Annotated in this window: 23 protein-coding genes; all 23 read left to right on the top strand. The window is 41.2% G+C overall.

Going from position 1 to position 25635, the window contains the following annotated elements; translation table 11 throughout:
* Positions 1-84 precede the first annotated feature (84 nt).
* The 23 genes from BLO53_RS04385 (at position 85) to BLO53_RS04275 (ending at position 25629) form a co-directional block, all read left to right on the top strand.
* The gene (locus tag BLO53_RS04385; RefSeq protein WP_092059285.1) at positions 85-1068 is read left to right on the top strand and encodes an ABC transporter ATP-binding protein; all 984 of its coding nucleotides are present in this window, start codon (positions 85-87) and stop codon (positions 1066-1068) included.
* A complete protein-coding gene (locus BLO53_RS04380; protein ID WP_092059284.1) occupies positions 1061-2425 on the top strand; it encodes an ABC transporter permease in 1365 nt (454 codons plus the stop codon). The genes BLO53_RS04385 and BLO53_RS04380 overlap by 8 nt, the downstream gene beginning before the upstream one ends.
* On the top strand, positions 2422-4728 hold the full coding sequence (locus tag BLO53_RS04375; RefSeq protein WP_092059283.1) for a CPBP family glutamic-type intramembrane protease: 2307 nt from the start codon (positions 2422-2424) through the stop codon (positions 4726-4728). The genes BLO53_RS04380 and BLO53_RS04375 overlap by 4 nt, the downstream gene beginning before the upstream one ends.
* A gap of 77 nt (positions 4729-4805) precedes the next feature.
* Complete coding sequence (locus BLO53_RS04370; protein ID WP_092059282.1) at positions 4806-6128, top strand: M18 family aminopeptidase; 1323 nt, start codon at positions 4806-4808, stop codon at positions 6126-6128.
* A gap of 39 nt (positions 6129-6167) precedes the next feature.
* Positions 6168-7472 (top strand): SseB family protein, encoded by a 1305-nt coding sequence (locus BLO53_RS04365; RefSeq protein ID WP_176757160.1) that lies wholly within the window; start codon positions 6168-6170, stop codon positions 7470-7472.
* Between the two features lie 108 nt (positions 7473-7580).
* Positions 7581-8465, top strand: coding sequence for a chemotaxis protein CheX (locus tag BLO53_RS04360; RefSeq protein WP_092059280.1), 885 nt, complete (start codon positions 7581-7583; stop codon positions 8463-8465).
* 24 nt (positions 8466-8489) lie between these two features.
* The gene (locus tag BLO53_RS04355; RefSeq protein ID WP_026488925.1) at positions 8490-8843 is read left to right on the top strand and encodes a response regulator; all 354 of its coding nucleotides are present in this window, start codon (positions 8490-8492) and stop codon (positions 8841-8843) included.
* A gap of 82 nt (positions 8844-8925) precedes the next feature.
* Positions 8926-9648, top strand: coding sequence for an elongation factor P 5-aminopentanone reductase (gene ymfI, locus BLO53_RS04350; protein WP_092059279.1), 723 nt, complete (start codon positions 8926-8928; stop codon positions 9646-9648).
* Between the two features lie 160 nt (positions 9649-9808).
* Positions 9809-10747, top strand: coding sequence for a thioredoxin-disulfide reductase (gene trxB / locus BLO53_RS04345; protein ID WP_092059278.1), 939 nt, complete (start codon positions 9809-9811; stop codon positions 10745-10747).
* Positions 10748-10865: 118 nt separating this feature from the next.
* Positions 10866-12203, top strand: a complete 1338-nt coding sequence (locus BLO53_RS04340) for a C40 family peptidase (RefSeq protein ID WP_026488922.1) — start codon at positions 10866-10868, stop codon at positions 12201-12203.
* A 534-nt stretch (positions 12204-12737) separates the two neighbouring features.
* Complete coding sequence (gene hpf / locus BLO53_RS04335; protein WP_026488921.1) at positions 12738-13268, top strand: ribosome hibernation-promoting factor, HPF/YfiA family; 531 nt, start codon at positions 12738-12740, stop codon at positions 13266-13268.
* A 287-nt stretch (positions 13269-13555) separates the two neighbouring features.
* Positions 13556-14749, top strand: coding sequence for an acetyl-CoA C-acetyltransferase (locus BLO53_RS04330; protein ID WP_092059277.1), 1194 nt, complete (start codon positions 13556-13558; stop codon positions 14747-14749).
* A 71-nt stretch (positions 14750-14820) separates the two neighbouring features.
* Positions 14821-15615, top strand: coding sequence for an enoyl-CoA hydratase-related protein (locus tag BLO53_RS04325; RefSeq protein ID WP_092059276.1), 795 nt, complete (start codon positions 14821-14823; stop codon positions 15613-15615).
* 197 nt (positions 15616-15812) lie between these two features.
* Complete coding sequence (locus BLO53_RS04320) at positions 15813-16685, top strand: 3-hydroxyacyl-CoA dehydrogenase family protein (RefSeq protein WP_092059275.1); 873 nt, start codon at positions 15813-15815, stop codon at positions 16683-16685.
* 50 nt (positions 16686-16735) lie between these two features.
* A complete protein-coding gene (locus BLO53_RS04315) occupies positions 16736-17896 on the top strand; it encodes an acyl-CoA dehydrogenase (RefSeq protein WP_026488917.1) in 1161 nt (386 codons plus the stop codon).
* 44 nt (positions 17897-17940) lie between these two features.
* The gene (locus BLO53_RS04310) at positions 17941-18732 is read left to right on the top strand and encodes an electron transfer flavoprotein subunit beta/FixA family protein (RefSeq protein ID WP_092059274.1); all 792 of its coding nucleotides are present in this window, start codon (positions 17941-17943) and stop codon (positions 18730-18732) included.
* A 202-nt stretch (positions 18733-18934) separates the two neighbouring features.
* The gene (locus BLO53_RS04305) at positions 18935-19984 is read left to right on the top strand and encodes an electron transfer flavoprotein subunit alpha/FixB family protein (RefSeq protein ID WP_092059273.1); all 1050 of its coding nucleotides are present in this window, start codon (positions 18935-18937) and stop codon (positions 19982-19984) included.
* A 117-nt stretch (positions 19985-20101) separates the two neighbouring features.
* A complete protein-coding gene (locus BLO53_RS04300; RefSeq protein ID WP_092059272.1) occupies positions 20102-20296 on the top strand; it encodes a hypothetical protein in 195 nt (64 codons plus the stop codon).
* Positions 20297-20324: 28 nt separating this feature from the next.
* Positions 20325-21425, top strand: coding sequence for an S-methyl-5-thioribose-1-phosphate isomerase (gene mtnA, locus BLO53_RS04295; RefSeq protein ID WP_092059271.1), 1101 nt, complete (start codon positions 20325-20327; stop codon positions 21423-21425).
* 257 nt (positions 21426-21682) lie between these two features.
* On the top strand, positions 21683-22696 hold the full coding sequence (locus BLO53_RS04290) for an energy-coupling factor ABC transporter permease (RefSeq protein WP_092059270.1): 1014 nt from the start codon (positions 21683-21685) through the stop codon (positions 22694-22696).
* Positions 22697-22824: 128 nt separating this feature from the next.
* A complete protein-coding gene (cbiQ, locus tag BLO53_RS04285; RefSeq protein WP_242875296.1) occupies positions 22825-23535 on the top strand; it encodes a cobalt ECF transporter T component CbiQ in 711 nt (236 codons plus the stop codon).
* Between the two features lie 3 nt (positions 23536-23538).
* Positions 23539-24282: an energy-coupling factor ABC transporter ATP-binding protein gene (locus tag BLO53_RS04280; RefSeq protein ID WP_092059268.1), complete on the top strand. Its 744-nt coding sequence runs from the start codon at positions 23539-23541 to the stop codon at positions 24280-24282.
* A 165-nt stretch (positions 24283-24447) separates the two neighbouring features.
* A complete protein-coding gene (locus tag BLO53_RS04275) occupies positions 24448-25629 on the top strand; it encodes an acetyl-CoA C-acetyltransferase (protein ID WP_092059267.1) in 1182 nt (393 codons plus the stop codon).
* The last annotated feature ends 6 nt before the right edge of the window (positions 25630-25635 follow it).

The following is a 25635-nucleotide window of genomic DNA, read 5'->3' as shown; positions in this document are numbered from 1 at the left end:
TAAATGATAGGAAATATAGACGTGGTCTGATAAAATCAAATCTTGTAACGTGGTGTTTTAAAGTATTGTTAGGGAGATTTATTAATGTCATTTGAAGTAAAACATTTACAAAAGAAATTTGGAGAAAAACAGGCGGTTGAAGATCTTTCATTTGAGCTTAGGGAGCCGGGTGTATATGCCCTTCTTGGAACAAATGGAGCAGGTAAGTCAACTTCAATCCGTATGATCCTGGGGATTCTTGCCAAGGATCATGGAGAAGTGCTGTTAAATGGTGAGAACTTTGATACTAGAAAGGTTAATGTGGGATATCTTGCAGAGGAGAGAGGCCTTTACCCTAAATATCCTATAATGGATCAGCTTATGTACTTTGCTTCTCTTAAGGGATTATCTGCAGATGTAGCAATGGACAGAATCAAATACTGGGGAGACAGACTTAAGGTTACAGAATATCTTTTCCCTGAGAGAAAGCTTGGTAAAAAGTTTAAGCCAACTCTTGCAGAGCAGATGTCTAAAGGTAACCAGCAGAAGATCCAGCTCATGGCGGCCCTTATTTCTGACCCTGAATTCCTTATCCTGGATGAGCCCCTTTCAGGACTTGATCCGGTTAATACAGATCTTTTCAAGAGTGTTATTCATGAAGAAATTGATAAAAAGAAATATATCATCATGTCATCTCATCAGATGCCAGTAATTGAGGAATTCTGTGAGGATATCACAATACTCACAAGAGGAAAAGCAGTAGTTTCAGGTAATCTTAATGAGATCAAGAAGTCATACGGAAGAGTTAACCTCTTTGTTAAGTGCGATGAAGATATTTCAGATAATATAAAGACACTGGGAATCAAGGTGGTAAACGATACTCCTGCCGGAGTTCAGCTTAAGGTAAAAAATGAGTCTGAAGCAAGAAATCTGCTAAAGCAGTTATGCGAAGAAAATAAAAACGTTGTGAGATTTGAACTTAGAGAGCCTTCCCTTCACGAGATATTCATTGAAAGTGTTGGAGCAGGTCAGAATGCAGATACTGAAGATTCGGCAAGTGATAAGGCGGAGGATATCGTAAGTGAATAAAAGTGAATTCAGGGGCTTTAAGCAGGTCTTTATGTTTGAGTTTATGACAGGCATTCAGAAGACAGGCTTTAAGGTCTTTATTGCAATACTATGCGCGGTGGCATTTTTGACAATGCCGATAATGCTGTTAATAGGAAAAATCAAAGGCGATGATAATGCAGTTAATGACAAGCTTTTATCAGCTATAGAAGAAGTCTACATCTATGATGAGACAGGGCTGTCTGCGGATTATGGACAGCTTGGAAGCAAAGATAAGTACAGAGAGGTTTCTTTTATAACAGAGAGCAGTCTATCTTATTCAGAAGCAGTCAATAATCTGCAAAATAAGAAAGACAATAGTCTTATTATAAGAACTGAATATGACAGTGAGAAAGGTTTTAACATAACTATTGTACATTCATCCAAATCTGAGATTAGTGATCAGGATCTTAAGACATTTGAAGAAGATTATCAGGATTTCTATAGGCAGGAAGTCCTAAGGAGCTTGAATGTCAGTGAAGAGGAATATGAATATCTCTCTGAAGATATCAGTATTACTATCATGAAGGCCAATAAGGACGGCTCTTTTTCTGAGGATGGAAGCAGGATTTCTTACGAGGATTATTTCGTAGTGCTGGCAGGCCTTATGATTGTTTTCATGTTTATAAACATGTCAGTTGGCAATGTCGCAACTTCTATAGCTACTGAGAAATCATCAAGGGTTATTGAATTTCTTTTGACAGGTACAAGACCACTTTCATTACTGTCTGGTAAGATCGCTGCAAGGCTGCTTGAGAGTGTGATAATGGCATTTGCATCCTATGCAAGTTATTTCTTGTCGCAGCTTGTGTGCGTTTTTCTGATAGCAGGAGAGTCAGTTTCTGAGAGCGCATCTGATAATGTGGTCGTAATCTCATCAATGTGGGAGACTATCACATTTTCTAAGCTTATCATTGTTGTTTTATATTTTGTAGCAGGAATAGCTCTTTATACAATCATCGGAGCTTTGACAGGAGCAAGCGTTTCAAAGCTAGAGGAACTTCAGGATGCCTATAAGCTCTATAGCTTTGTGATGGTCATTTGTGTTTATGCAGACATGTTCCTGGTAATAATGATGCTAAGTTCAGGTGGTGTTGGAACTTTTCAGAATTTCTGTACTATATTTCCTCTGACAGGAGCTTTTCTGACTCCGGCACTTATCCTTACAGGAAAAGTGGGAATGATTACAGGAATTATAGCTCTGGTAGTTCTTATTATCACAGTGGTTATAGCCTTTGTACTGGCGGCAGCGGTTTATGAATCAATGCTTCTGTACCAGGGAAAACGTATTAGGGCTAAAGACTTGATAGCACTTATGAAAAAGCAGGTGATCGCATGAAAAACTGGCTTAAGATATGTAAATTTACTTTAAAGCAGGCAATCAGAGGAGCGAAATTTATTCCATCTACTATAATAGTGGGAATAGTTATCTTTGTAGCTGCTATTGCATCTAACTTATTTCTTACTGGGGTGTTTGATAATGATGCTCCACTTAAAGAACTTGAAAATGTATATATTGTTAATGAAACAAACCTTGCTATAGACACAGATAGCTTTGCTAGCAAACATCAGGATAAGTATCCAAATCTTGATATTACAGTAATTAGTGGTAAGAGTGCAGAGGAGATAGCGTCAGGTACAGATACAAGTCTCGTTCTTGATATCGCAGAAGATGAGGATGGCTGCAGGCTTGTAGTATATATACCAAAGGAGAGCCCTCTGGGAGATGGAGATGCTGGTGATTTTGCAGTTGCCTTCTCTAAATCTATCAGTGATGCCAAAATAAGCAGCATTGGAATATCAGAGGATGAGTTTGATATGGCAGTTAGTGACCTTAATATTACTGAGCTGGAGGCTGAAGACTCAGAAGATGAGGAGGATCTATCTATTTTGGCTTATATGGCTCCAATGGTTGTTATGATGCTCCTGTATTTCCTAGTAATATTCTATGGCCAGAGTATTGGCCAGGTTGTGAGTATCGAGAAAACCTCCAAGCTTATGGAATATATACTGACACTGACAGGGCCTTCAGGAATTATATTCGGCAAGGTCACAGCTGCATTTTTGGAGGCACTTATACAGATATGTGTGTGGATAGTTTGTGCAGCATGTGGACTTATGATCAGCGACAGCGTTATTACAGGAATAATTGGAGGAAATCATAGGAATATCATTTCTCTTTTCATGGAAATGCTGCCAGAAGGAGGCGTGTCAGGAAATTTCCTTGTACTTGTTATACTCGCTATCATAGCGCTTTTAGTGGCATTTCTATTCTACTGTTTTGTTTCTGCCCTGTTTGCTTCTTTTGCAGCAACAGCAGAAGAACTGTCTCAGACAAATGCCATGTCACTTATGACAATGCTGGTGGGATTTCTTGGATCAATATATGTGCCTCGTATTACTGATAATTCCAAGGCGGGAATGACTATAATCAGGGTGATTCCATTTACAGCAGCTTTCTGCCTGCCAGGTGATGTGATCAGCGCAAGGATAGGAATTGTTGAATATATTTTGTATCTTGCACTTTTGATATTCTTTACAGTGATGCTGGCTATTCTCATCGGAAGAGTTTATAAGAACAGGCTCTTTAAAAAAGGAACTAAAGGGATTTTCGCAGAGATAGTTTCAGCAATTACAGGGAAAGCGGAAACTGCAAAGGGCGAGCCAGGTAGACAGGCTCTTGAGTCGGGAAAAGAAAAAGCGCAGTCGATCACTGACTTTACAAATTATGACAAAGCTAAAAAGACATATACCGTCATGGGCTTTGGTCTGCTGATATTTATACTTGCAGCAAATACCCTTGGGGGAAGTATTGGAAGTGTTATCGCCCATATTATTGCTGCAAATGGAAATAAGGACCTTGTCTCTATATATGAAGATACGACTTTCCTTACTATAACAAATATTATTGGAGTGTACCTGATTGCATTTCCTTTGTTCGTACTTGTGGCCAGATTTTCTGGCGATTCTGTTTCCAAAATTAAGGGGCATATCACAAAGGGCCAGTTTTTAAGAGCTCTATGTATAATATTCCCGGTTGATATAGGGCTTGGATACCTTAGCAATATGCTTGCTTCTGCTATTTCAGGAGGAGAAGCAAATAATGGCATGATAGAAAATCTGCTTACAGGCGATAATATTTTGGCAATTGTAATGGTAGCTATTCTTGCGCCAGTATTTGAAGAGCTTATTTTCAGAAAGATCATTATCGATAGGACACGTAAATACGGTGAGGCGATAGCTATAGTATATTCAGCACTTGCCTTTGGAATATTCCACTGCAATCTGTATCAGTTATTCTATGCCTTTGCCCTGGGACTTGTATTTGGTTATGTATATATCAGGACAGGCAACGTAGTTCTTACTATTATAATGCACATGTCAATAAACGCATCATCGTCAATTATTTATCCGCTGGCTCCGGATGCCTACAGATATTTTTGCTACGTAATGGTTGCGCTGGGAATTGTGTCGATCATCTATACTTTCATAAAGAAAGATGTACGCTTTGAACAAGCTGAAAATGAAGTTCCTGCAAAAGAACTGACGAAGGTAGCTCTGTTTAATTCGGGTTCAATATTATTTGCTCTTGTCTGCGCCCTTATAGCTGCATACACACTCTTTGTGTCAACACTGGGCTGAGCAAGCCTTTGAATGGATTTTGTTGACTTAAAAGGGTGTAAATATTACTATAGGTGGTACAGATTGAGAGGTATATTATGGCAAAGAAAACAAGTTCAAAAGATAATAATGTATATAAAGATATCACAGCCAGAATGCTGAATTTCATTGATGAGAGCCCAACATGTTTTCAGGTGATCGACAATCTCAAAAAGAGACTTGTTGCAGAAGGCTATGAAGAGCTTGATGAGGCTAAAGAGTGGAAGCTTGCGCCTGCCAAATCCGGTAAGGGAGGCAAGTATTTCGTAACAAGAAATGATTCATCTATTATTTCTTTCAGAATTCCTAAAAAGGACTTCAAGGGCTTTTATATGATTGCCAGCCACAGCGATTCTCCTTCTTTTAAGATCAAGGAGAATCCAGAGATGGAGGTTCCAGGCGCATATATCAAGCTTAATGTTGAGAAATATGGCGGAATGCTCTGTGCTGAGTGGTTTGACAGACCTTTATCTGTAGCTGGAAGACTCATAGTAAAGGGCAAAAATGGCAAGGCTGAAACAAGGATTGTAAATGTAGATAAAGATCTTTTGATGCTTCCTGCTCTTGCAATTCACATGAATAGGGAGGCTAATGACGGATACAAGTACAATGCCCAGAAGGATATGCTTCCTATTTTTGGGGATGACAGTGCCAAGGATAAGTTCTTTGAAGTTGTCGCTAAGGCAGCAGGTGTAAAGGCTGGAGATATTTTAGGACATGATCTCTTTTTGTATAACAGAGTTAAGCCAACAGTATGGGGAGCGTCTGATGAGTATATAGCAAGCTCACGACTTGACGATCAGGAGTGTGTATACACTACATTTGAAGGCTTTATGAATGCCGGAGCTTCTGATAATGTTGCAGTTCACTGCGTATTTGATAATGAAGAGGTTGGAAGTGGAACCAAGCAGGGAGCAGCTTCTACTTTCCTTAAGGACACTCTCACAAGGATCAATGAGAGCCTTGGAAGAACCAATGAGCAGTACTACACAGCAGTGGCTCAGAGCTTTATGATATCTGCTGACAATGCTCATGCTATTCACCCTAATAACCTTGATAAGGCTGATCCTGTTAACAGACCGGTTATGAATAAGGGAATAGTTATCAAGTACAATGCTAATCAGAGATATACAACAGATGCTGTTTCTGCTGCTACTTTTAAGATGATGTGCGACAAGGCAGGTGTGCCTTACCAGAGCTTTACAAACCGCTCTGATATGCCAGGAGGATCAACACTTGGTAATATTTCAACATCTCAGGTGGCTGTCAACACTGTAGACATTGGTCTTGCACAGCTTGCAATGCACTCTCCATATGAGACTGCAGGCAGTAGGGACCCTGAGTATCTTGCTGCAGTATCACAGGTCTTTTACGAGAGCTGAGAAATAATAAATTCTGAAATGGTCAATTTAGGAGGATTTATGGGTATATTTGATTTGTTTGGAGGGAAGAAAGCTTCTGAGGAAGCCAAGGCGCAGGAGGAACTGAGCGCTGCAAGCCAGAAGGAAAAAGAGATGCAGGCTGCAATGGATGCGCATGCAGATATGGAGTGGCCAGGATTTCCACGTCTTAATCCGGTAAACGGCCAGGAAATTGGCGAGGATGCCATGCCTGAGACAGTGACACAGGAGAGGAAAAATGAGATAGGAGAGATGATCTATGACGATGATATCTCGCCAGATTCTCTTAGATTTTTATCTAATCAGGAAGTGCTGTTTCTTTTAACTGCTCTTGAAGTGTTCCAGAAGAAGGCTCCACTTCCAGGTTTTGAAAAGAACCACAGAAAGATTTACAACGAACTTTTAAACAGGGTAAGAGATGCAGAAACTTTGTATGTTCTGTATGATGCAACAACTGGCTATCCATTTATAGATCATGGCTTTGGAAATGTTTATTTCGAGAAGGAACTTGCCGAGAAGGCAGCAGGTCTTTTTGCCAAGCAGTTTAGAAAACTTATGGTCAGAGATATCAAGGTTGAGAATCCTGATGATACAGCGGCTGTAAAGAGAGGTTTCTTTGATTACCTGTATTATATAGGTGTTGAGAACATTTTTGTGGATAACGGAGCTTACAGAGCAAGATTTAAGAGAAACGAGATAGTGGCTGCGCCTGGTGATTGGAATAACGAAGACCTAGGCAAGCACCCTGTTAATCCCGCACTTAATTTTGCAATGCTTGATTTCATCGAAGAAATCAGATGGCCTGTTCAGTATGAGAAGAGGAATGAGATTATTAGAGCCAAGGAGATGAGAATGTTATCACTCATCAGATCCAGCAACTTTATCGTGCCTATGCAGCATGAAGGCCCCGCTGAGGTTCTAGAAGATGGCAGAATGAAGTTCAATAAGGATTCCAAGTTCAAGTTCCTTATGCTCAATACCAAGGATGACAAGCACTTTCTTCCTATATTTACAGATGGTATAGAATTTGGCAAGAAGCTTCGCGGTACAGAGTGGAATGCTGCTGTATTCAAGTATCAGGATATTTTGAAATTTATGTCTGACAAGGATGGCATCACCATTAACCCAGAGGGACAGAGCATTGTTCTTCCAAGAGAGAGAATGGCCATGTTGGAGGCTGCTGGAATACAGGCAGACAAGATGAAGGCTCAGGCTGGAATAGGTCCTAAACCTGCGACCAGCTCAGCTAATGACGCTCAGGACGTGGCTGTACAGAAGGCTCTAAATCAGGCCATGGCTCGCATGAAAGAGAAAAAAGATAACTGATAATTAGCTTGTTAATAAACGGATATTAGTCTAAAATATATAATGTAGACTAATATCCGTTTTCGTATGTATTAAAGAATTGCTTTTAGTACCTAACGAGGTAAAAATATGCTGGATAGATTACTGGGAAACTATATGCTTGAAAAGGGCCTTCTTAGTAAGGGACAGTTAATTCAGGCGTTTCAGACTCAGGAGAGTAAAAGAGCCAAGCTCGGCGTAATTGCAGTATCAGAAAAACTCATGACCATAGCTCAGGCAGAACAGGTAAATGCTCTGCAGGCATCTATGGATAAGCGTTTTGGAGATATTGCTATTGAAAAGGGATACCTATCAGAAATTCAATTGTCCAGACTTCTGGAACTTCAGGGTAATTCATACCTGTCATTTGTCCAGTCCCTGGTTGATGATGGGCTTCTATCTATGGAGCAGGTAACAAAGGCAGAAGAAGACTATCAGAAGGAAAATGGATTTACGGCCACAGATATGGCGGAACTTAAATCAGGGAATATTGACAGAATAGTTTCTATCTTTGTTGATAGCGCTGATGAGGCTTACAAGAAGCTCTTTTCCATGGCAATCAAAACTATGTACAGATTAGTGGATAATCATGTGTATATAGGCAAAGCCTATAGAACAAATTCTATAAGAGCAGAAGTTTTGGGTTATCAGAAATATAGAGGTGATGAAAAGGCAACAGTGGCCATCAGTGGGAAATATGCTGATGTGCAAAAGGTTGCTATAGCCTATACCAAGGAAGAGTTTATTGAAACGGAGGAGGATGCACTAGACGCCACCTGTGAGTTCATAAACTGCATTGATGGACTCTATGCTACTGAAAAGAGCCTTGAGGGCATCAAGATTGAACTTGATCCACCGGAATTCTTTGTATCCTATACGGAGGCTACAGGTCCTATAGTGGCTATCCCGGTTTATCTTAGTGGCGGAGAGATTCTTTTCTTTGGAACAATAGCAGAGGACATGAAGATCGGATAAAGGTTAATCCTTTGGAGGAAGGCAATGAAGACTGTACTAATAGTTGATGATTCAAGAACATCGCGCAGGATACTAAGGGACATTCTCGAAAAAGCAGGCTACGAAGTTGTAGGTGAGGCAGTAAATGGCCAGGACGGTTTTGATCAGTATGTTAAGCTTGGACCGGATGTAGTAACCATGGATATTACAATGCCTCAGGTAGACGGCCTTGAGTCTTTAAAGCTGATAAGGAAATTCAATCCAAATGCCAAGGTTATTATGATCACCGCGGCCGGACAAAAAGAGAAAATGGTAGAGGCAGTAAAATACGGGGCTATAGAATTTATTGCCAAGCCATTTATGGAATCTAGCGTGTTAGAGGCACTTAAGCATTGCTAATAAAGGAGATATTTGCGACAATATAAGCCGAGGGGATTTTGGGTCTCTTCGGCTTTTCTTTATGTTTTTTTGGAGGCTTTTTATGAATAGAAAGGTACTTATTACAGGAGCGTCAAGAGGAATAGGACGCAGCATTGCAGAAGGCTTTGCCAGAGAGAAGGATAATCTTTTCCTCATTTGCCAGAATAGTTATGATTCACTTAGCTCTTTTGCACGGGAACTTTCAGATAAATATGGAATAAGTGCAGAAGCTTTTGGATGTGATGTGGGAGATTATGAGAGCCTTAGGCAGGTCTTTTTGCAGATAGATGATCTGGACATTGTTGTTAACAATGCTGGTGTGGCCTGGCTTGGGCTTTTGACGGATATGGAGGTTACAGATTGGAAAAAACTGATGGCCACAAATCTGGATTCAGTCTTTTATACAAGTAAGCTTGCGGTTCCTATGATGGTTTCAAAACATAGCGGAAGAATAGTAAATATTTCTTCTGTATGGGGAAATGTTGGCGCATCATGCGAGGTGGCCTATTCAGCTTCCAAGGGCGGCGTTAATTCTTTTACCAGGGCTCTGGCAAAAGAACTTGCACCGAGCGGCATTGCGGTTAATGCGGTGGCCTGTGGCGTTATAGATACAGATATGAACAGAAAACATTTATCTGAGGAAGATATGGAAGAACTTCGCTCCGAGATTCCAATGGACAGGATAGGTGACCCTAAAGAGGTAGCAGAACTCGTTATAAAAGTCTGTGAGGCTCCTATATATATGACGGGACAGATAATCACAATTGACGGAGGCTGGGTGTAGATTCCTGAATGCATTTTCATTATTACATTCAAGAAGTCATAATTTATTGTCTTTTTAGAAAATAGGTCTTTACAAAAGCAATATGATATTATAAATTAAATTGTACACAATCTAAATAAAACGTATATTTGATTTTTTTTATAACAAAAGGAGGCATTTTATGTACGATCTTATTATAGTAGGTTCAGGACCAGCAGGTCTTTCAGCAGCAGTTTACGCCAAAAGAGCAGGACTCAAAATGATCATTATTGAAAAGAATCCTGTGAGCGGCGGACAAATAATAGACACTTACGAGGTAGATAACTATCTTGGAATTCCTGGTGTCAATGGATTTGACCTTGGAATGAAGTTTAGAGAACATGCTGACAAGCTTGGAGCAGAGTTTGTAGACGCCACTGTAAGCGCTATAGAAGTGGTAGATGCAGGTTCTGATACAAAGGCTCCTGTTTATAAGGTTGTAACTGACAATGGCGAGTTTGAGTCAAATACAGTTATCCTTGCTACAGGCGCACATCATTCAAAACTAGAGATTTCCGGAGAAGAGGAATTTATCGGAAAGGGTGTTTCCTACTGCGCAACATGTGACGGCGCTTTCTACAGAGGAAAGGTTACAGCTGTAAATGGTGGCGGTGATGTCGCTGTTGAGGATGCTATTTTCCTTTCAAGATTCTGCAGCAAGGTCTACCTTATTCATAGAAGAGATGAGCTTAGAGCAACAAAGATCCTCCAGGAAGAGCTCTTTGGTCTTGAGAATGTAGAAGTTATCTGGGATAGCGTTGTAAAAGAAATCAAGGGTGAGGATAAGGTCAACCAGCTCGTTATAGAGAATGTTAAGACCAAGGAAGTAAGTAATGTGGATGTTGATGGAATCTTCGTTGCTATTGGAATCCGCCCTTCAACTGATCTTGTGGACGGCCTTGTAGAGCTTGATGGACAGGGCTATGTTGTAGCGGGAGAAGATGGAGCAACTTCTGTTCCTGGAATATTCGTAGCTGGCGATTCCCGCAAGAAGAGACTTCGTCAGATTGTTACAGCTGTAGCGGATGGAGCCAATGCAGTAACTGCAGTTCAGGATTTCCTTGTTGGAAAAGAAAGATAAAACAGATAAAATTTACTAAAAAAATAGCTGCTAGTGACATGCGATTTGACAAAATTTAATAAATAGTTTATATTCTTAAAAGATGTAACAAATTTCGTAACAATTTTGGAGGTTCGTTTTGAGAAAAGCAAAAATGCAGCTTCTTGCTTTATCGGTCACAGCTGCTATTACTTTTTTAGGTTCTAATGTAGACGCTTTTGCTGCATCCAATACATCATCTAACAAGGTGACAAGCGTAATGCCTCAGGCAGGTATAACATATGCACTCGGCAGCAATCAGGTTTCACTTTCAAATCTGCAGCAGTCAGTAGAAACTAGTAAGACACAATCAGAGAATTCATCCACTAATAGTACTTCTTCAGATGAAGTGGATTTATCAAATGCAGTAACAGATGTAACACCACTTGCTTCAACAGTAACAGATAACGTTCTTAGAGATATCCAGAACGCTACAGGTGCTGTTATCAAGGATTCAGCAGCAGCTTCTGAAGGCTCTTCAGAAACAGCGCAGGATTCAGAGGAAGAGATGTTTAAGTCTCTTGTTATTGCCAAGGTAACTAATTACGTAAACGTAAGAGATCTTCCCAGCGAGGAAGGTGAGATAGTTGGTAAGCTCTATGACAAGTCAGTTGGTACTTTCATAGAGGAGAAGGATGGATGGTACAAGATCCAGTCAGGTTCCGTTGAAGGCTACGTCAAGGCAGAGTTCTGTGTAACTGGAGATGACGCAGTTGAACTTGCTAAGGAAGTTGGAACCAGAATTGCCACAGTAACAACTACTACTCTTAAGGTTAGAAATGGTGCCGGACTTGATGCTGAAGTTATAGGCCTTGTTCCTATCGAGGATGAACTTGTAGTTACAGAGGAACTTGATGGATGGGTTAAGGTTAGTATCGAGGAAGGTGATGGTTACGTTTCAACTGATTACGTAACTCTTTCTACAGAATTTGTTAAGGCTGAATCCAAGGCAGAGGAAGAGGCTCGTCTTGCCAAGGAGGCTGCAGCAAGAGCAGCAGCTAATAAGGCAGCTAAGAGTAGCACATCTACTTCTTCCAGCTCATCATCTGGATCAAGCTACAATTCAGCTAGTTCATATACAACAGAGACCAGCTCAATTGGTTCTGCAGTTGCTCAGTTTGCTTGCCAGTTCGTTGGAAATCCATATGTATATGGCGGAACAAGCTTAACAAATGGTGCTGACTGTTCAGGTTTCGTTATGAGTGTATATTCTAACTTCGGTGTTAGTCTTCCTCATAGTTCAGGTGCTGACAGATCAGTTGGAGCAGCGGTTGATGGACTTGCAAATGCTCAGCCTGGTGATATTGTTTGCTATTCAGGCCATGTTGCTATCTACATTGGAAACGGACAGATCGTACATGCTTCTACAGCCAAGACAGGTATTAAGATTTCTAATGCTGATTACCGTTCAGTACTTGCAGTTAGAAGAATCTTCTAATAATAAGAATATTTATTGATAATATAGTGGAACTAATAGAGAGCTTTCTTTGTTAGTTCCATTTTTTTTCTTTATATGATTTCGTTTATCCCTGTAATCTAGGGGGAATAGAGGCTATATGCCTTTTTCTAAATGACCGATTTCTCTGATATGCACTAAAGTACAAAAGTCAACATAAATTAATAATTTTTTTTTCACACATATTTCAAAAGTTATCCACAATCCACAAAATAAAAAGTCAGATTTTAACTACTTATACACGAAGTTATCCACATTGTCCACAAATATCCACAATTTAAAGTGGATTTTACGCAATCGAAATCAAGGGATTTTTTTTGTGCATAATATACAAAATGATACTGTTAATAAAAAGATTATCTTTATTGGACGGTTATAAATTGCATGGATGACTGGTTAAATGGTATAATAGCGTATAGACAAAAGCGGCTTAAAATGCACAATTGTCTTAAATATGGCCGAAGATATTTCTTTTTTCAGAAAGTATCACAAGGCGACAGCAAAGGGGATGATTGCATGAAATTTACAATCGTAGGTAAGAACATCGAAGTAACACCCGGTCTTCGTAGTGCAGTTGAGGAGAAGATAGGCAAGCTGGAGAAATACTTTACTCCCGACACAAATGCAAATGTTACTCTTAATGTGGACAAAGAGAGACATAAGATCGAAGTCACCATTCCCGTAAAAGGAAAAATCATCAGAGCAGAGCAGGTCAGCAACGATATGTATGTATCAATTGACCTGGTAGAGGAGGTTATTGAAAGACAGCTCAAGAAGTATAAGAGCAAACTTGTTGATAAGCAGCAGGCAGAAGCCAGCAATTTTAAGAAGGAATATATTGAATCAGACTATATGGATGATGAGGATATCCGTATAGAACGTATGAAGAAGTTTGATCCCAAGCCTATGTATGCTGAGGATGCGTGTGTTCAGATGGAACTTTTAGGCCACAACTTCTTTGTATTTGTAAATGCAGAGACTGATCAGGTTAATGTGGTTTACAAGAGAAAAGGTAACACTTACGGACTTATTGAGCCTGAGGTATAAGCGGAAACGAATAAACTTTGCACAGTTCCCGCCATTTGAATGAAATCTAGAAATAACAGTGCTATAGGAATATGGCACTGTTATTTTTTTAACAACATATTGATAAATATATATCAATTTATGGCTTTTTAATAAAAATAATACGTAAGGATGATAGTTTTTGTTGCATTTGCCTAAGGTGGATGCTATAATTATTCTGTTCTGATAAAAAATTATCAAACTAGTTTTAAACATTCGGATACATTTTTTTGATGTGTCCACAATAAACAAAATGGAGGAAATAAATTATGGCACAGAAGGTAGTTATAGCAGGTGCTTGCAGAACAGCTATTGGTAAGATGGGCGGAGCCCTCAGCAATACTCCTGCAGCAGAACTTGGTTCAATCGTAATCAAAGAGGCACTTAACAGAGCAGGTGTTAAGCCTGAGTTAGTAGATGAGGTCCTTATGGGATGCGTTATCCAGGCAGGTCTTGGACAGAACGTAGCTAGACAGGCATCTATCAAGGCAGGTCTTCCAATCGAGACTCCTGCTGTTACACTTAACGTAGTTTGCGGATCAGGCCTTAACTGTGTCAATATGGCTGCTGACCTTATCAAGGCTGGCGAGGCTGATATAGTTGTAGCAGGTGGTATGGAGAACATGTCAATGGCTCCTTATGCACTTCCAAATGCACGTTTCGGATATCGTATGAACAACGGAACAGTTGTAGATACTATGGTTAACGATGCTCTTACAGATGCATTCAACCACTATCACATGATGATCACAGCAGAGAATATCTGCGACAGATGGAACCTTACAAGAGAAGAGCTTGACGAGTTCTCAGCTAATTCTCAGCAGAAGTGCGAGAAGGCTATGGCAGAAGGCAAGTTCAACGATGAGATCGTTCCTGTTCCTGTAAAGGTTAAGAAGGAAATGGTAGAGTTCAAGGTTGATGAGGGCCCTCGTGCTGGAACAACTGTTGAGACTCTTGCTAAGCTTAAATGCTGCTCTGGTAAAGAGGGCGGACTTGTAACAGCTGGTAATGCTTCAGGTATCAACGATGGTGCTGCAGCAGTAGTTGTTATGAGCGAAGAGAAGGCTAAGGAGCTTGGAATCAAGCCTATGGCTACATGGGTAGGCGGAGCTCTTGCAGGTGTTGAGCCTGAAATCATGGGTATCGGCCCTGTTGCTGCTACCAAGAAGGTCCTTAAGAAGACAGAGCTTTCACTTGATGATATCGATCTTATCGAGGCTAACGAGGCATTTGCTGCTCAGTCAGTAGCTGTTGCTAAGGATCTTGGATTTGATATGAGCAAGGTTAACGTAAATGGTGGTGCTATCGCACTTGGACATCCAGTAGGAGCATCAGGATGCCGTATTCTTGTTACTCTTCTTCATGAGATGGCTAGAAGAGATAATGTTAAGAAGGGTCTTGCTACTCTTTGCATCGGCGGCGGAATGGGATGCGCTACAATCGTAGAACGCTACGAGGCTTAATATGTTTATTGTAGCCTGCTGTGCTTGCGCAGCAGGCTATTATCAATAATTTTCACAGGAGGAAATTAGAAATGGGTTTCGTTAATTGCGAAGTAAAAGAAAACATCGCTGTTGTTACAATCAATCGCCCTGAGGCACTTAACGCACTTAATTCACAGGTGCTTGATGACCTCGCAGCTGCTTTTGATAGCATCGACACAAACGTTGTAAGAGCTGTTGTTCTTACAGGTGCAGGAGAGAAGTCATTTGTTGCAGGCGCTGATATTGGCGAGATGAGTACTCTTTCAAAGGCAGAAGGAGAAGCTTTTGGTAAAAAGGGTAATGATATATTCCGTAAGATCGAGCAGTTCCCTGTTCCAGTTATCGCTGCAATCAATGGATTTGCACTTGGCGGTGGCTGCGAGATCTCTATGAGCTGCGATATTCGTATCTGCTCAGATAATGCTATGTTTGGTCAGCCAGAAGTTGGTCTTGGAATCACACCTGGATTTGGCGGAACACAGAGACTTGCAAGACTTATTGGTGCAGGAATGGCTAAACAGCTCATTTATACTGCACGTAACATCAAGGCTGATGAGGCTTACAGAATCGGACTTGTTAATGCGGTTTATACACAGGAAGAACTTCTTCCAGCTGCTGAGAAGATGGCTAGCCAGATTGCTGCAAATGCTCCTATCGCTGTTAGAGCTTGCAAGAAGGCAATCAATGATGGTCTTCAGGTTAACATCGATGATGCTCTTGTAATTGAAGAGAAACTCTTTGGTTCATGCTTCGAGACAGAGGATCAGAGAGAAGGTATGGCTAACTTCCTTAGAAAAAAGGATGATCCAGCTAAGGTTAAGGTTGTAGCTTTTAAAAATGTGTAATGATATAGGGATTCAAAGTTATGAAGTATTTTGCTTGCAAAGAATACTCCATAACCTTGAAGACCGAACAAGCATGAGGGAAAAAGATACACGAAGAATGAGTGTATCGATTTCCGAATGATTGTAGGATTGCGGGAACGAAGTGAAGCAATCCGTATATGATTATAAATATAATGACAAACTAGGAGGAAAACAAAATGAAGGTAGCTGTTATTGGTGCAGGTACAATGGGTTCAGGTATTGCACAGACATTTGCTCAGGCTCAGAGCGTTGAGAAGGTATATCTTTGCGATATCAAGACAGAGTTCGCAGAGGGCGGATTTGCTAAGATCAAGAAAGGTCTTGACAAGCAGGTTGCTAAGGGCAAGAAGACACAGGAAGAGGCTGATGCTATCACAGCTAAGATTCAGACAGGTCTTAATGACATCTGTGCTGATGCTGACCTTGTAGTAGAGGCTGCTCTTGAAGTTATGGATATCAAGAAGAATCTTTTCAAGGAGCTTCAGGACAATATCGTTAAGAATCCTGATTGTATCTTTGCTTCAAATACATCATCACTTTCAATCACAGAGATTGGTTCAGGTCTTGCAAAGCCTATCATTGGTATGCACTTCTTCAACCCAGCTCCTGTTATGAAGCTCGTTGAGGTTATCCAGGGTGCTAACACACCAGATGACATGGTAGAGAAGATCAAGAAGATTTCTGAGGATCTTGGAAAGACTCCAGTACAGGTTAATGAGGCTGCTGGATTCGTAGTTAACAGAATTCTTGTTCCTATGATCAACGAAGGTATCTTCGTATATTCAGAGGGCGTTTCAGATATCGCTGGTATCGACACAGCTATGAAGCTTGGATGTAACCATCCTATGGGACCTCTTGAACTCGGTGACTACATCGGACTTGATATCGTTCTTGCTATCATGGATGTTCTTTACTCAGAGACAGGTGATTCCAAGTATCGTGCTTGCCCACTTCTTCGTAAGATGGTTCGTGGTAAGAAGCTTGGTGTTAAGACAGGTATTGGTTTCTACAACTATGCTGATGGAAACAAGGTTCCTACAGATAAATAATATTCACTTGAAAAAAATATTTTATAAAAAGAAATACGGAGGAAATTATAATGGATTTTCAGCTTGATCAGCAACATGAAATGGCTAGAGCTCTTTTTAAAGATTTCGCAGAAAAAGAAGTAAAGCCAAACGCTATAGAGGTTGATGAGACAGAGGTTTTCCCTATGGAAACCGTTAAGAAGATGCAGAAATACGGCTTCATGGGTATTCCAATTCCTAAGGAGTACGGCGGACAGGGATGTGATCCTCTTACATACATCATGTGCGTAGAGGAGCTTGCAAAGGTTTGTGGTACAACAGCAGTTATCGTATCTGCTCACACATCACTTTGCTGCGACCCTATCATGACATACGGAACAGAGGAGCAGAAGCAGAAGTACCTTGTACCTCTTGCAAAGGGTGAAAAGCTCGGTGCATTTGGTCTTACAGAGCCTATGGCAGGTACAGATGCTCAGGGTGTTCAGACTAAGGCTGTTCTTACAGAAGATGGTAAGGAATGGGTTCTTAATGGATCAAAGTGCTTCATCACAAACGGTGAGGTTGCTGATATTTACATCATCATTGCTTACACAGATATCGTAGAAGATAAGAAGGGTAGAAAGCAGAAGAAGTTCTCAGCTTTCATCGTTGAAAAGGGAACACCAGGATTCACTTTTGGTACAAAAGAGAACAAGATGGGTATCCGTGGTTCATCAACATACGAGCTCATTTTCCAGGATTGCCATATTCCTGCAGAGAACCTTCTTGGTGCAAGAGGAAAGGGATTCCCTATCGCTATGCATACTCTTGACGGTGGACGTATTGGTATCGCTGCTCAGGCTCTTGGTATTGCAGAGGGCGCTCTTGACAGAACAGTTGAGTACGTAAAAGAGAGAAAGCAGTTCGGAAGAGCTATCGGTGCTTTCCAGAATACACAGTTCCAGCTTGCAAACATGGCTACACAGTGTGAAGCTGCAAGACTCCTTGTATATCAGGCTGCTGATGCTAAGAAGAATAAGGATGTTTACTCAGTAGAAGCTGCTAAGGCTAAGCTTTTCGCAGCAGAAGTTGCTATGGATGTAACAACTAAGGCTGTACAGCTCCATGGTGGTTATGGTTACATCAGAGAGTACGAAGTAGAGAGAATGATGCGTGATGCTAAGATCACAGAAATCTACGAGGGTACATCTGAGGTTCAGAGAATGGTTATCTCTGGCGCATTACTTAAGTAATAGTGATCATCTGAAATATATAATCTGATAGAAGGAGAATAAAAATGAAAGTTGTAGTTTGCATTAAGCAGGTCCCTGATACAAAGGGCGGCGTTAAGTTCAAACCCGATGGAACATTGGATAGAGGTGCAATGCTTGCTATCATGAATCCTGATGATAAAGCAGGTCTTGAGGCAGCACTTAGATTAAAGGATCAGTATGGCGCAGAGGTAACAGTTCTTACAATGGGACTTCCTAAGGCTGATGCTGTACTTAGAGAAGCTCTTGCTATGGGCGCAGACAAGGCAATCCTTGTTACAGACAGAGTTCTGGGTGGCGCTGATACATGGGCAACATCTTCAACAATTGCTGGAGCACTTAGAAATCTTGATTATGATCTCATCATCACAGGCCGTCAGGCTATCGATGGAGATACAGCTCAGGTTGGACCACAGATTTCTGAGCACCTTCACATTCCTGTAATTTCCTATGCTGAGGAGATCAAGGTTGATGAGAAGGCTGGCACTGTAGAAGTTAAGAGACAGTTTGAAGACAGATATCACATTGTTAAGGCTAAGATGCCTTGCCTTGTTACAGCTCTTTCAGAGCTCAATGAGCCTAGATATATGACTCCTGGCGGAATCTTTGATGCTTTTGCCAAGGAAGTTACAGTTTGGGGCAGACCAGATCTTAAGGATGTTGACGATTCTAACCTTGGTCTTAAAGGATCACCTACACAGATTGCAAAGGCTTCTGATAAGGTTAAGAAGGGTCAGGGCGAGAAGGTTGTTCCTGATTCAGCTGATGAAGCAGTTGACTATATCGTAGGTAAGCTTACAGAGAAACATGTAATTTGAGTGATATAGGGAATGAGTAAACACGGTGCAGTGCTTGCACTGGGCAGCGTGTTTATGAAATGACCAAGCAGACATGAGGAAAAAGATATGTGAATGAAATGAACATATCGATTTCCGAATGTATGTAGCATGGCGAGAGCGAAGCGGAGCCATGCGCATATCACGTAATAACAATAATTTTTAATGATAAAGGAGAAGAGTCATGTCTTTAGAAGAATATAAGGGTGTATTTATATTTGCTCAGCAGGTAGACAATGAACTTTCAAGCATTGCGCTTGAACTTCTGGGCAAAGCCAAGAATCTTGCAGAAGATCTTGATGAGAAAAAAGTAACAGCTGTACTTCTTGGAAGCGATGTTAAGGGACTTGTTGACAAGCTTGCAGAGTATGGTGCTGATAGAGTAATCGTAGTTGATGATCCTGCACTTAAGGATTACAGAACAGAGCCTTATACACACGCTCTTGCATCTGTAATCAATGAGTACAAGCCTGAGATCCTCCTTGTTGGTGCTACAGCAATCGGTAGAGATCTTGGCCCTAGAGTATCATCAAGAGTACATACAGGTCTTACAGCTGACTGTACACAGCTTGAGATTGGAGATTTCCCTCTTGAGCCATCACCAGCTAGAGAGACCAAGCACAAACAGCTCCTTATGACAAGACCTGCATTTGGTGGTAACACAATCGCTACAATCGCTTGCCCTGATTTCCGTCCTCAGATGGCTACAGTTCGTCCAGGCGTTATGCAGAAGATTGATCCTATCAAGGGAGCAAAGGCAGAGGTTGTTGAATACAATCCTGGTTTTGAAGAGAATGATTGCTATACAGAGATCGTTAAGATCGTTAAGGAAGCATCTTCTGTTGCTGATATCCAGGCAGCTAAGATCCTTGTATCTGGTGGTCGTGGAGTTGGTTCCGCAGAGAACTTCAAGCTCCTTGATGACCTTGCAGAGGCTCTTAACGGAACAGTATCCTGCTCACGTGCAGTTGTAGATTCAGGCTGGAAGCCCAAGGATCTTCAGGTTGGACAGACAGGTAAGACTGTAAGACCTCAGCTATACTTCGCAATTGGTATTTCTGGAGCAATCCAGCACGTTGCAGGTATGGAAGAGTCTGATATCATCATCGCTATCAACAAAGATGAGAATGCTCCTATCTTTGATGTAGCTGATTATGGTGTTGTTGGAGATCTTAACAAGATCCTTCCAGCTCTTACAAAGAAGATCAAAGAAGCTCTTGCAGCAAAGGGCTGATTAATAAGACATTTCGGGAGGCCGTCACTGTTGTGGCGGTCTTCTTTTTTACTTTTGTGGTATTTACTTGTGGGTATATGGTAAACTAAGTGAATATGAAACGGAAGGAAATAAAAAATGGATAAAAAACAGAAATTACTAGATCTAATAGATAAGGCTGGCAAGGGCAGCATCGAAGCAGCTGAGCAGATTGCAGTAGGCTATTTTAAAGGCGAGTTTGGTGAAAAGAACCTGGCCAAAGCCAAGAAATGGGCAAGCTATGCTGCCAAGCACGGAAGCGAAGTAGCAGAGAATCTGCTTAAAGAGCTATAATAGTGGGATATTCTGAAAGGACATTAACATGAAAAGTATATTGGATTACGAGACAGTTTCGCTTATAGATGAGGATGACGCCATAGAAATCATAGACCAGACCCTTCTTCCGGGGAAGATTGAGATCATACGCCTTCATACTGCAAAAGAGATATGGGATGCAATTTACCTTCTCCAGGTAAGGGGAGCACCGGCAATAGGCGTAAGTGCAGGTTTTGGTCTGTATCTTCTCATGAAACATTCAAAGGCTGCTTCCTATGAAGAGTTTATGGGTGAGCTAAAAGAAAAGTCAGATTACCTCAACTCATCAAGACCTACAGCTGTAAATCTGTCCTGGGCTTTAAGGCGTATGGAGAGCCATGTGACAGATTTTTATGAAAAAAACAGCCTGGCAGCTGAAGCTTTTGATGATGCTCGCGCAAAACTCATAAACGAAATGAAGAATGAGTCAGAGAGAATAAAAGCTGAAGATGTTGATGTCTGCCGCAGGATTGGAGAAAATGGCCTGACTCTTATAAAGAATGGCTATGGCCTCCTTACTCACTGCAATGCAGGACAGCTTGCTACCTGCAAATATGGAACAGCAACAGCACCAATGTACCTGGCTCATGAAAAAGGTATGAAGATAAAGGTATACTGTGATGAGACAAGGCCACTCCTTCAGGGAGCAAGACTAACTGCTTTTGAACTTCATTCTGCTGGAATAGATACAACACTCTTATGTGATAACATGTCAGCATCACTTATGAAGAGCGGTGCAATCAATGCCATATTCGTTGGATGTGACAGAGTAGCTGCTAACGGAGATGCAGCAAATAAGATAGGAACCAGCGTTGTAGCAACAGTTGCAAAGCGTTACAATATTCCATTTTATGTATGTGCACCTACATCAACCATCGATATAAATACAGCCACAGGCGCTGATATAAACATTGAGCAGAGAAAACCTGAGGAAGTAACAGAAATGTGGTACAAGGAGCGCATGGCACCAGAAGGCGTCAAAGTCTATAACCCAGCCTTTGATGTTACAGACGCAGATCTCATCACTGGCATAGTAACAGAATACGGCGTTCTTCATGCTCCTTACGACATTGCCATCCGTGACCTCTTCGCCCAATATAAGAGATGAACACATAAAACAGTTGCTGATAAAATAATTTATCAGCAACTATACAGTGCTATGACATATATTGTACAAAATATATCCCCCCCGGGGGCTTGTGAACACTATGTGATTTCCCCTATACTTCTTCTAGTGTACTGACTCATTCATAATTAACAAAATTGCTTGTCAGCACACTAGTGACAATCGTAGAACAGGTTGACTGCGAAGCTTGCGCAGTCAACCGTCATGATAAATATAGAAGTACGGGAGGAAATCACACAATGCATATGGCGGACGCCCTTGTGGCACCAGCAGTAGCTGGAACAATGTATGTTTTATCAACAGGAGCAGCAGGAGTTTCTGTAAAAAAAGTAAGAGAGGAAAATGACCCAAAGAAAATTCCAGTAATGGGCGTTATGGGAGCATTCGTATTTGCTACACAGATGCTCAACTTCACCATCCCTGGAACAGGATCCTCAGGACATCTCTGTGGAGGAATGATGCTATCTGCTATGTTGGGACCTTACGCAGGATTCCTTACAATGATAGGAGTACTCCTTGTTCAATGCCTTCTTTTTGCTGACGGTGGGCTATTGGCTCTTGGATGTAATATATGGAATATGGCCTTTTATGGGTGCTTTATAGGAGCGCTATTAATTTGGAGACCTATTATGAAGAAAGGTGCCAGCAGATTGAAGATTGCCATTGCATCGATTTTAGGATGCGTTCTGACTCTTCAGCTTGGCGCATTCTCAGTTACACTTGAGACATTTTTTTCTGGAATAACAGAGCTTCCTTTCTCAGTATTTATGGCAACAATGCAGCCTATTCATCTTGCCATCGGATTTGTAGAGGGACTTATAACAGCAGCAGTTCTTATCTTTGTCAACGAGGCAAGACCAGAGCTTCTCTGGGGTGTAGGCAGAGATGAAAATGTGGTAAAAGAAGGAAAACTCTCCTTCAAGGGAACAATCTTAGCTATTGCAGTAGCAGCAGCTATCTGTGGCGGAGCTATTTCTCTTTTTGCTTCAGCATTCCCTGATGGACTTGAGTGGTCTATGGAACAGGTTGCCGGAACAACAGAGCTTGAGGCAGAAGGCGGAGTATACGATACTGCAGCAGGTATTCAGGAGACAACTTCTCTTTTGCCTGATTATGCATTTAAGGACAGCGAATCAGCTGTCGGAACAAGCTTCTCTGGTATAGTTGGAGCGCTCGTGGTAGTTGGTGTCTGTGTTGGAGCATCATATGCTTTTAGATTCTTTAGAAAAAAAGAAAACACTAAGATTGCGTAATAGGCTAAATATGCATATTAAGTGATGTTATTTTGGGCCGGATATAATATACTTAGTACATGAACTCAATAGAAAAAAATCTTCGCGAATTAAATAAATTACAAAATCTGCAGCAGCGTTCTCATTGGATGAATAGTCTTCATCCTTGGGGAAAGCTGCTTCTTAGCGTTTTGTATATTTTTACAGTTGTTTCTTTTGACAAGTATGCGCTGGCGCCCCTGATCGTCATGTCTGTATATCCTATTTTTTCCTTTATTGTGGGAGAGTTGTCCTTTAAAGAGGGAATCTATAGGATGAGGCTGATATTGCCATTGGTTTTGTTTGTGGGAGTATTTAATCCATTTCTAGACAGGCAGATTGTGGGATATATTGGTGAATTGGCAGTTTCGGGCGGCGTGCTGTCCATGATCACAGTGATGATCAAGGGCTTTTATAGCGTTTTGGCTGTGTACATTCTGATAGCAACAACATCGATTGATGATATCTGCTATGCCTTAAGAGTGCTGCATTTCCCAAGAATCATGGTAATAGTGGTCATGCTGATCTACAGATACTTTGGCGTAATGGCTGTGGAAGCGGACAGGATAATGACAGCATACAAACTAAGAGCTCCCTCACAGAATGGCATCAATTATAAGGCCTGGGGAACTTTGGTTGGACAGTGGCTTTTGCGCAGCATGGACAAGGCAGAAAGGGTCTATGAGAGCATGCTTCTTAGAGGTTTTACAGGAGATTTCAGGATCAGGAAAAAGAAAGTACGGCTTTCTGACATTTTTTATCCAGTTATTTGGATTGTCATATTTGTAGTTATCAGACATTCAGGGATTTTTGGAGAGTGAGAAATGCATACAGGTATTCATGGAGAAATACTTAAAATTGAACATTTGAGCTTTGCTTATGAAAAAGAAGAACCGGTTCTAAGTGATATAAATCTAATGGCTCATGATGGCGAGAGTATAGGTATAATCGGAGCTAACGGCATTGGAAAGTCCACACTGATGAAACTTCTTGTGGGACTTTATCTTGATTATGAAGGGGTTCTTGAGATAGCAGGACATCCGGTAGACAAGAAAAACTTAAATCACGTCAGAGAGCATATCGGATACGTGTTTCAGGACTCAGATAGTCAGCTCTTTTTATCAACAGTTGAAGACGATGTGGCCTTTGGACCTCAGAACTACGGCTTGTCAGATGATGAGGTTGAGAAAAGGGTAGTAGATGCTCTAGAGAAAGTCCACATTACAGACCTTAGTAAAAAGCATACCTATAAACTATCCGGAGGAGAGAAAAAACTGGCTTCAATAGCCACGATCCTTGCCATGAATCCGGATATCATAATCATGGATGAGCCTGAGGCAGCGCTTGATCCAAGGAACAGGAAAAATCTTATCAGGATTATAAATGAGATTAATTCTCTAAAACTCATCACTTCACATGACCTGGACTTTATCATGGATACCTGTGAGAGGACGATTTTACTGGATGAGGGTAGGATCATAGCTGATGGAAGGAGCACTGAGATATTGCAAAATGAATCTCTTTTGACAGAGCACGGTCTGGAACTGCCGCTTAGATTACAGAAGTGATATAGGCACCTTCAAAGTACCATAAACTCGCGGATTGATTGTAAGGGATTCGTTGAGAAATAAACAATATAGTGATAAAATTAATAATAATGCACAGATAACAGTGATTGTTATTGATTTTAGATATATGCAGCATAAAACATTAGTTAATGACGGAGGAAAGTTATGGCAAGAAAAGTAGTTTTAGCGGGAGCATGTAGAACAGCGATTGGTACAATGGGTGGAACTTTATCAACCACACCAGCACCAGCACTTGGAGCAATTGTAATAAAAGAAGCTCTTAAGCGTGCGGGAGTTAAGCCTGAGCAGGTTGACGAAGTTTATATGGGATGCGTTATCCAGGCAGGACTTGGACAGAACCCGGCAAGACAGTCAGCAATCAATGCTGGTATTCCGGTAGAAGTACCTGCTACAACAATAAATGTTCTGTGCGGATCAGGTCTTCACTGCGTAAACCTTGCAGCCAAGCTCATTGGTATGGGAGACGCAGATATAATCGTTGCTGGTGGAATGGAGAATATGTCAATGGCTCCATACCTTATGCAGCAGGGCCGTTACGGATACAGAATGGGTTCTGGAGAACTTCAGGATGCAATGATAAAGGATGCGCTTACTGATGCTTTTGGCGGATATCATATGGGTATCACAGCTGAGAACATTGCTGAACAGTGGCATCTTACAAGACAGCAGCTTGATGAGTTTGCTGCCTGGTCACAGAATAAAGCTGAGGCAGCTATTGCTGCAGGTAAGTTTAAGGAAGAAATCGTCCCTGTAGAGATCAAGAAAAAGAAAGAAACAATTATCTTTGATACAGATGAAGGCCCTAGAAAGGGAGTTACTGTTGAGAGTATTTCCGGACTTAAGCCTGCATTTAAGAAGGATGGCGGCGTTGTAACTGCTGCAAACTCTTCAGGAATTAACGATGCAGCTTCTGCAATCATAGTTATGAGCGAAGAAAAGGCAAAAGAACTTGGTGTAAAGCCACTTGGAACCTGGATTGCAGGTGAACTTGCAGGCGTAGAACCTAGCATTATGGGTATTGGCCCTGTAGCAGCAACTCAGAAGGTTATGAAGAAGGCTGGATATACAATAGGTGACTTTGATCTTATCGAGGCTAACGAGGCTTTTGCAGCTCAGTCAGTAGCTGTTCAGCATGACCTTGGATTTAGTAATGATGTACTCAATGTAAATGGTGGTGCTATTGCACTTGGACATCCTGTAGGATGCTCAGGAAACAGAATCCTTGTATCTCTTTTGTACGAAATGCAGAGAAGAGATGTTCATAAGGGACTTGCTACTCTTTGTGTTGGCGGCGGAATGGGCTGCGCAGCTATTGTTGAGAGATAATAGGGC

The sequence above is a fragment of the Butyrivibrio sp. INlla14 genome, from assembly GCF_900102515.1.
Classification (GTDB): Bacteria; Bacillota; Clostridia; order Lachnospirales; family Lachnospiraceae; genus Butyrivibrio.
The sequence above is the reverse complement of the archived record's forward strand: the minus strand, read 5'-3'. Positions and strand labels throughout refer to the sequence as shown.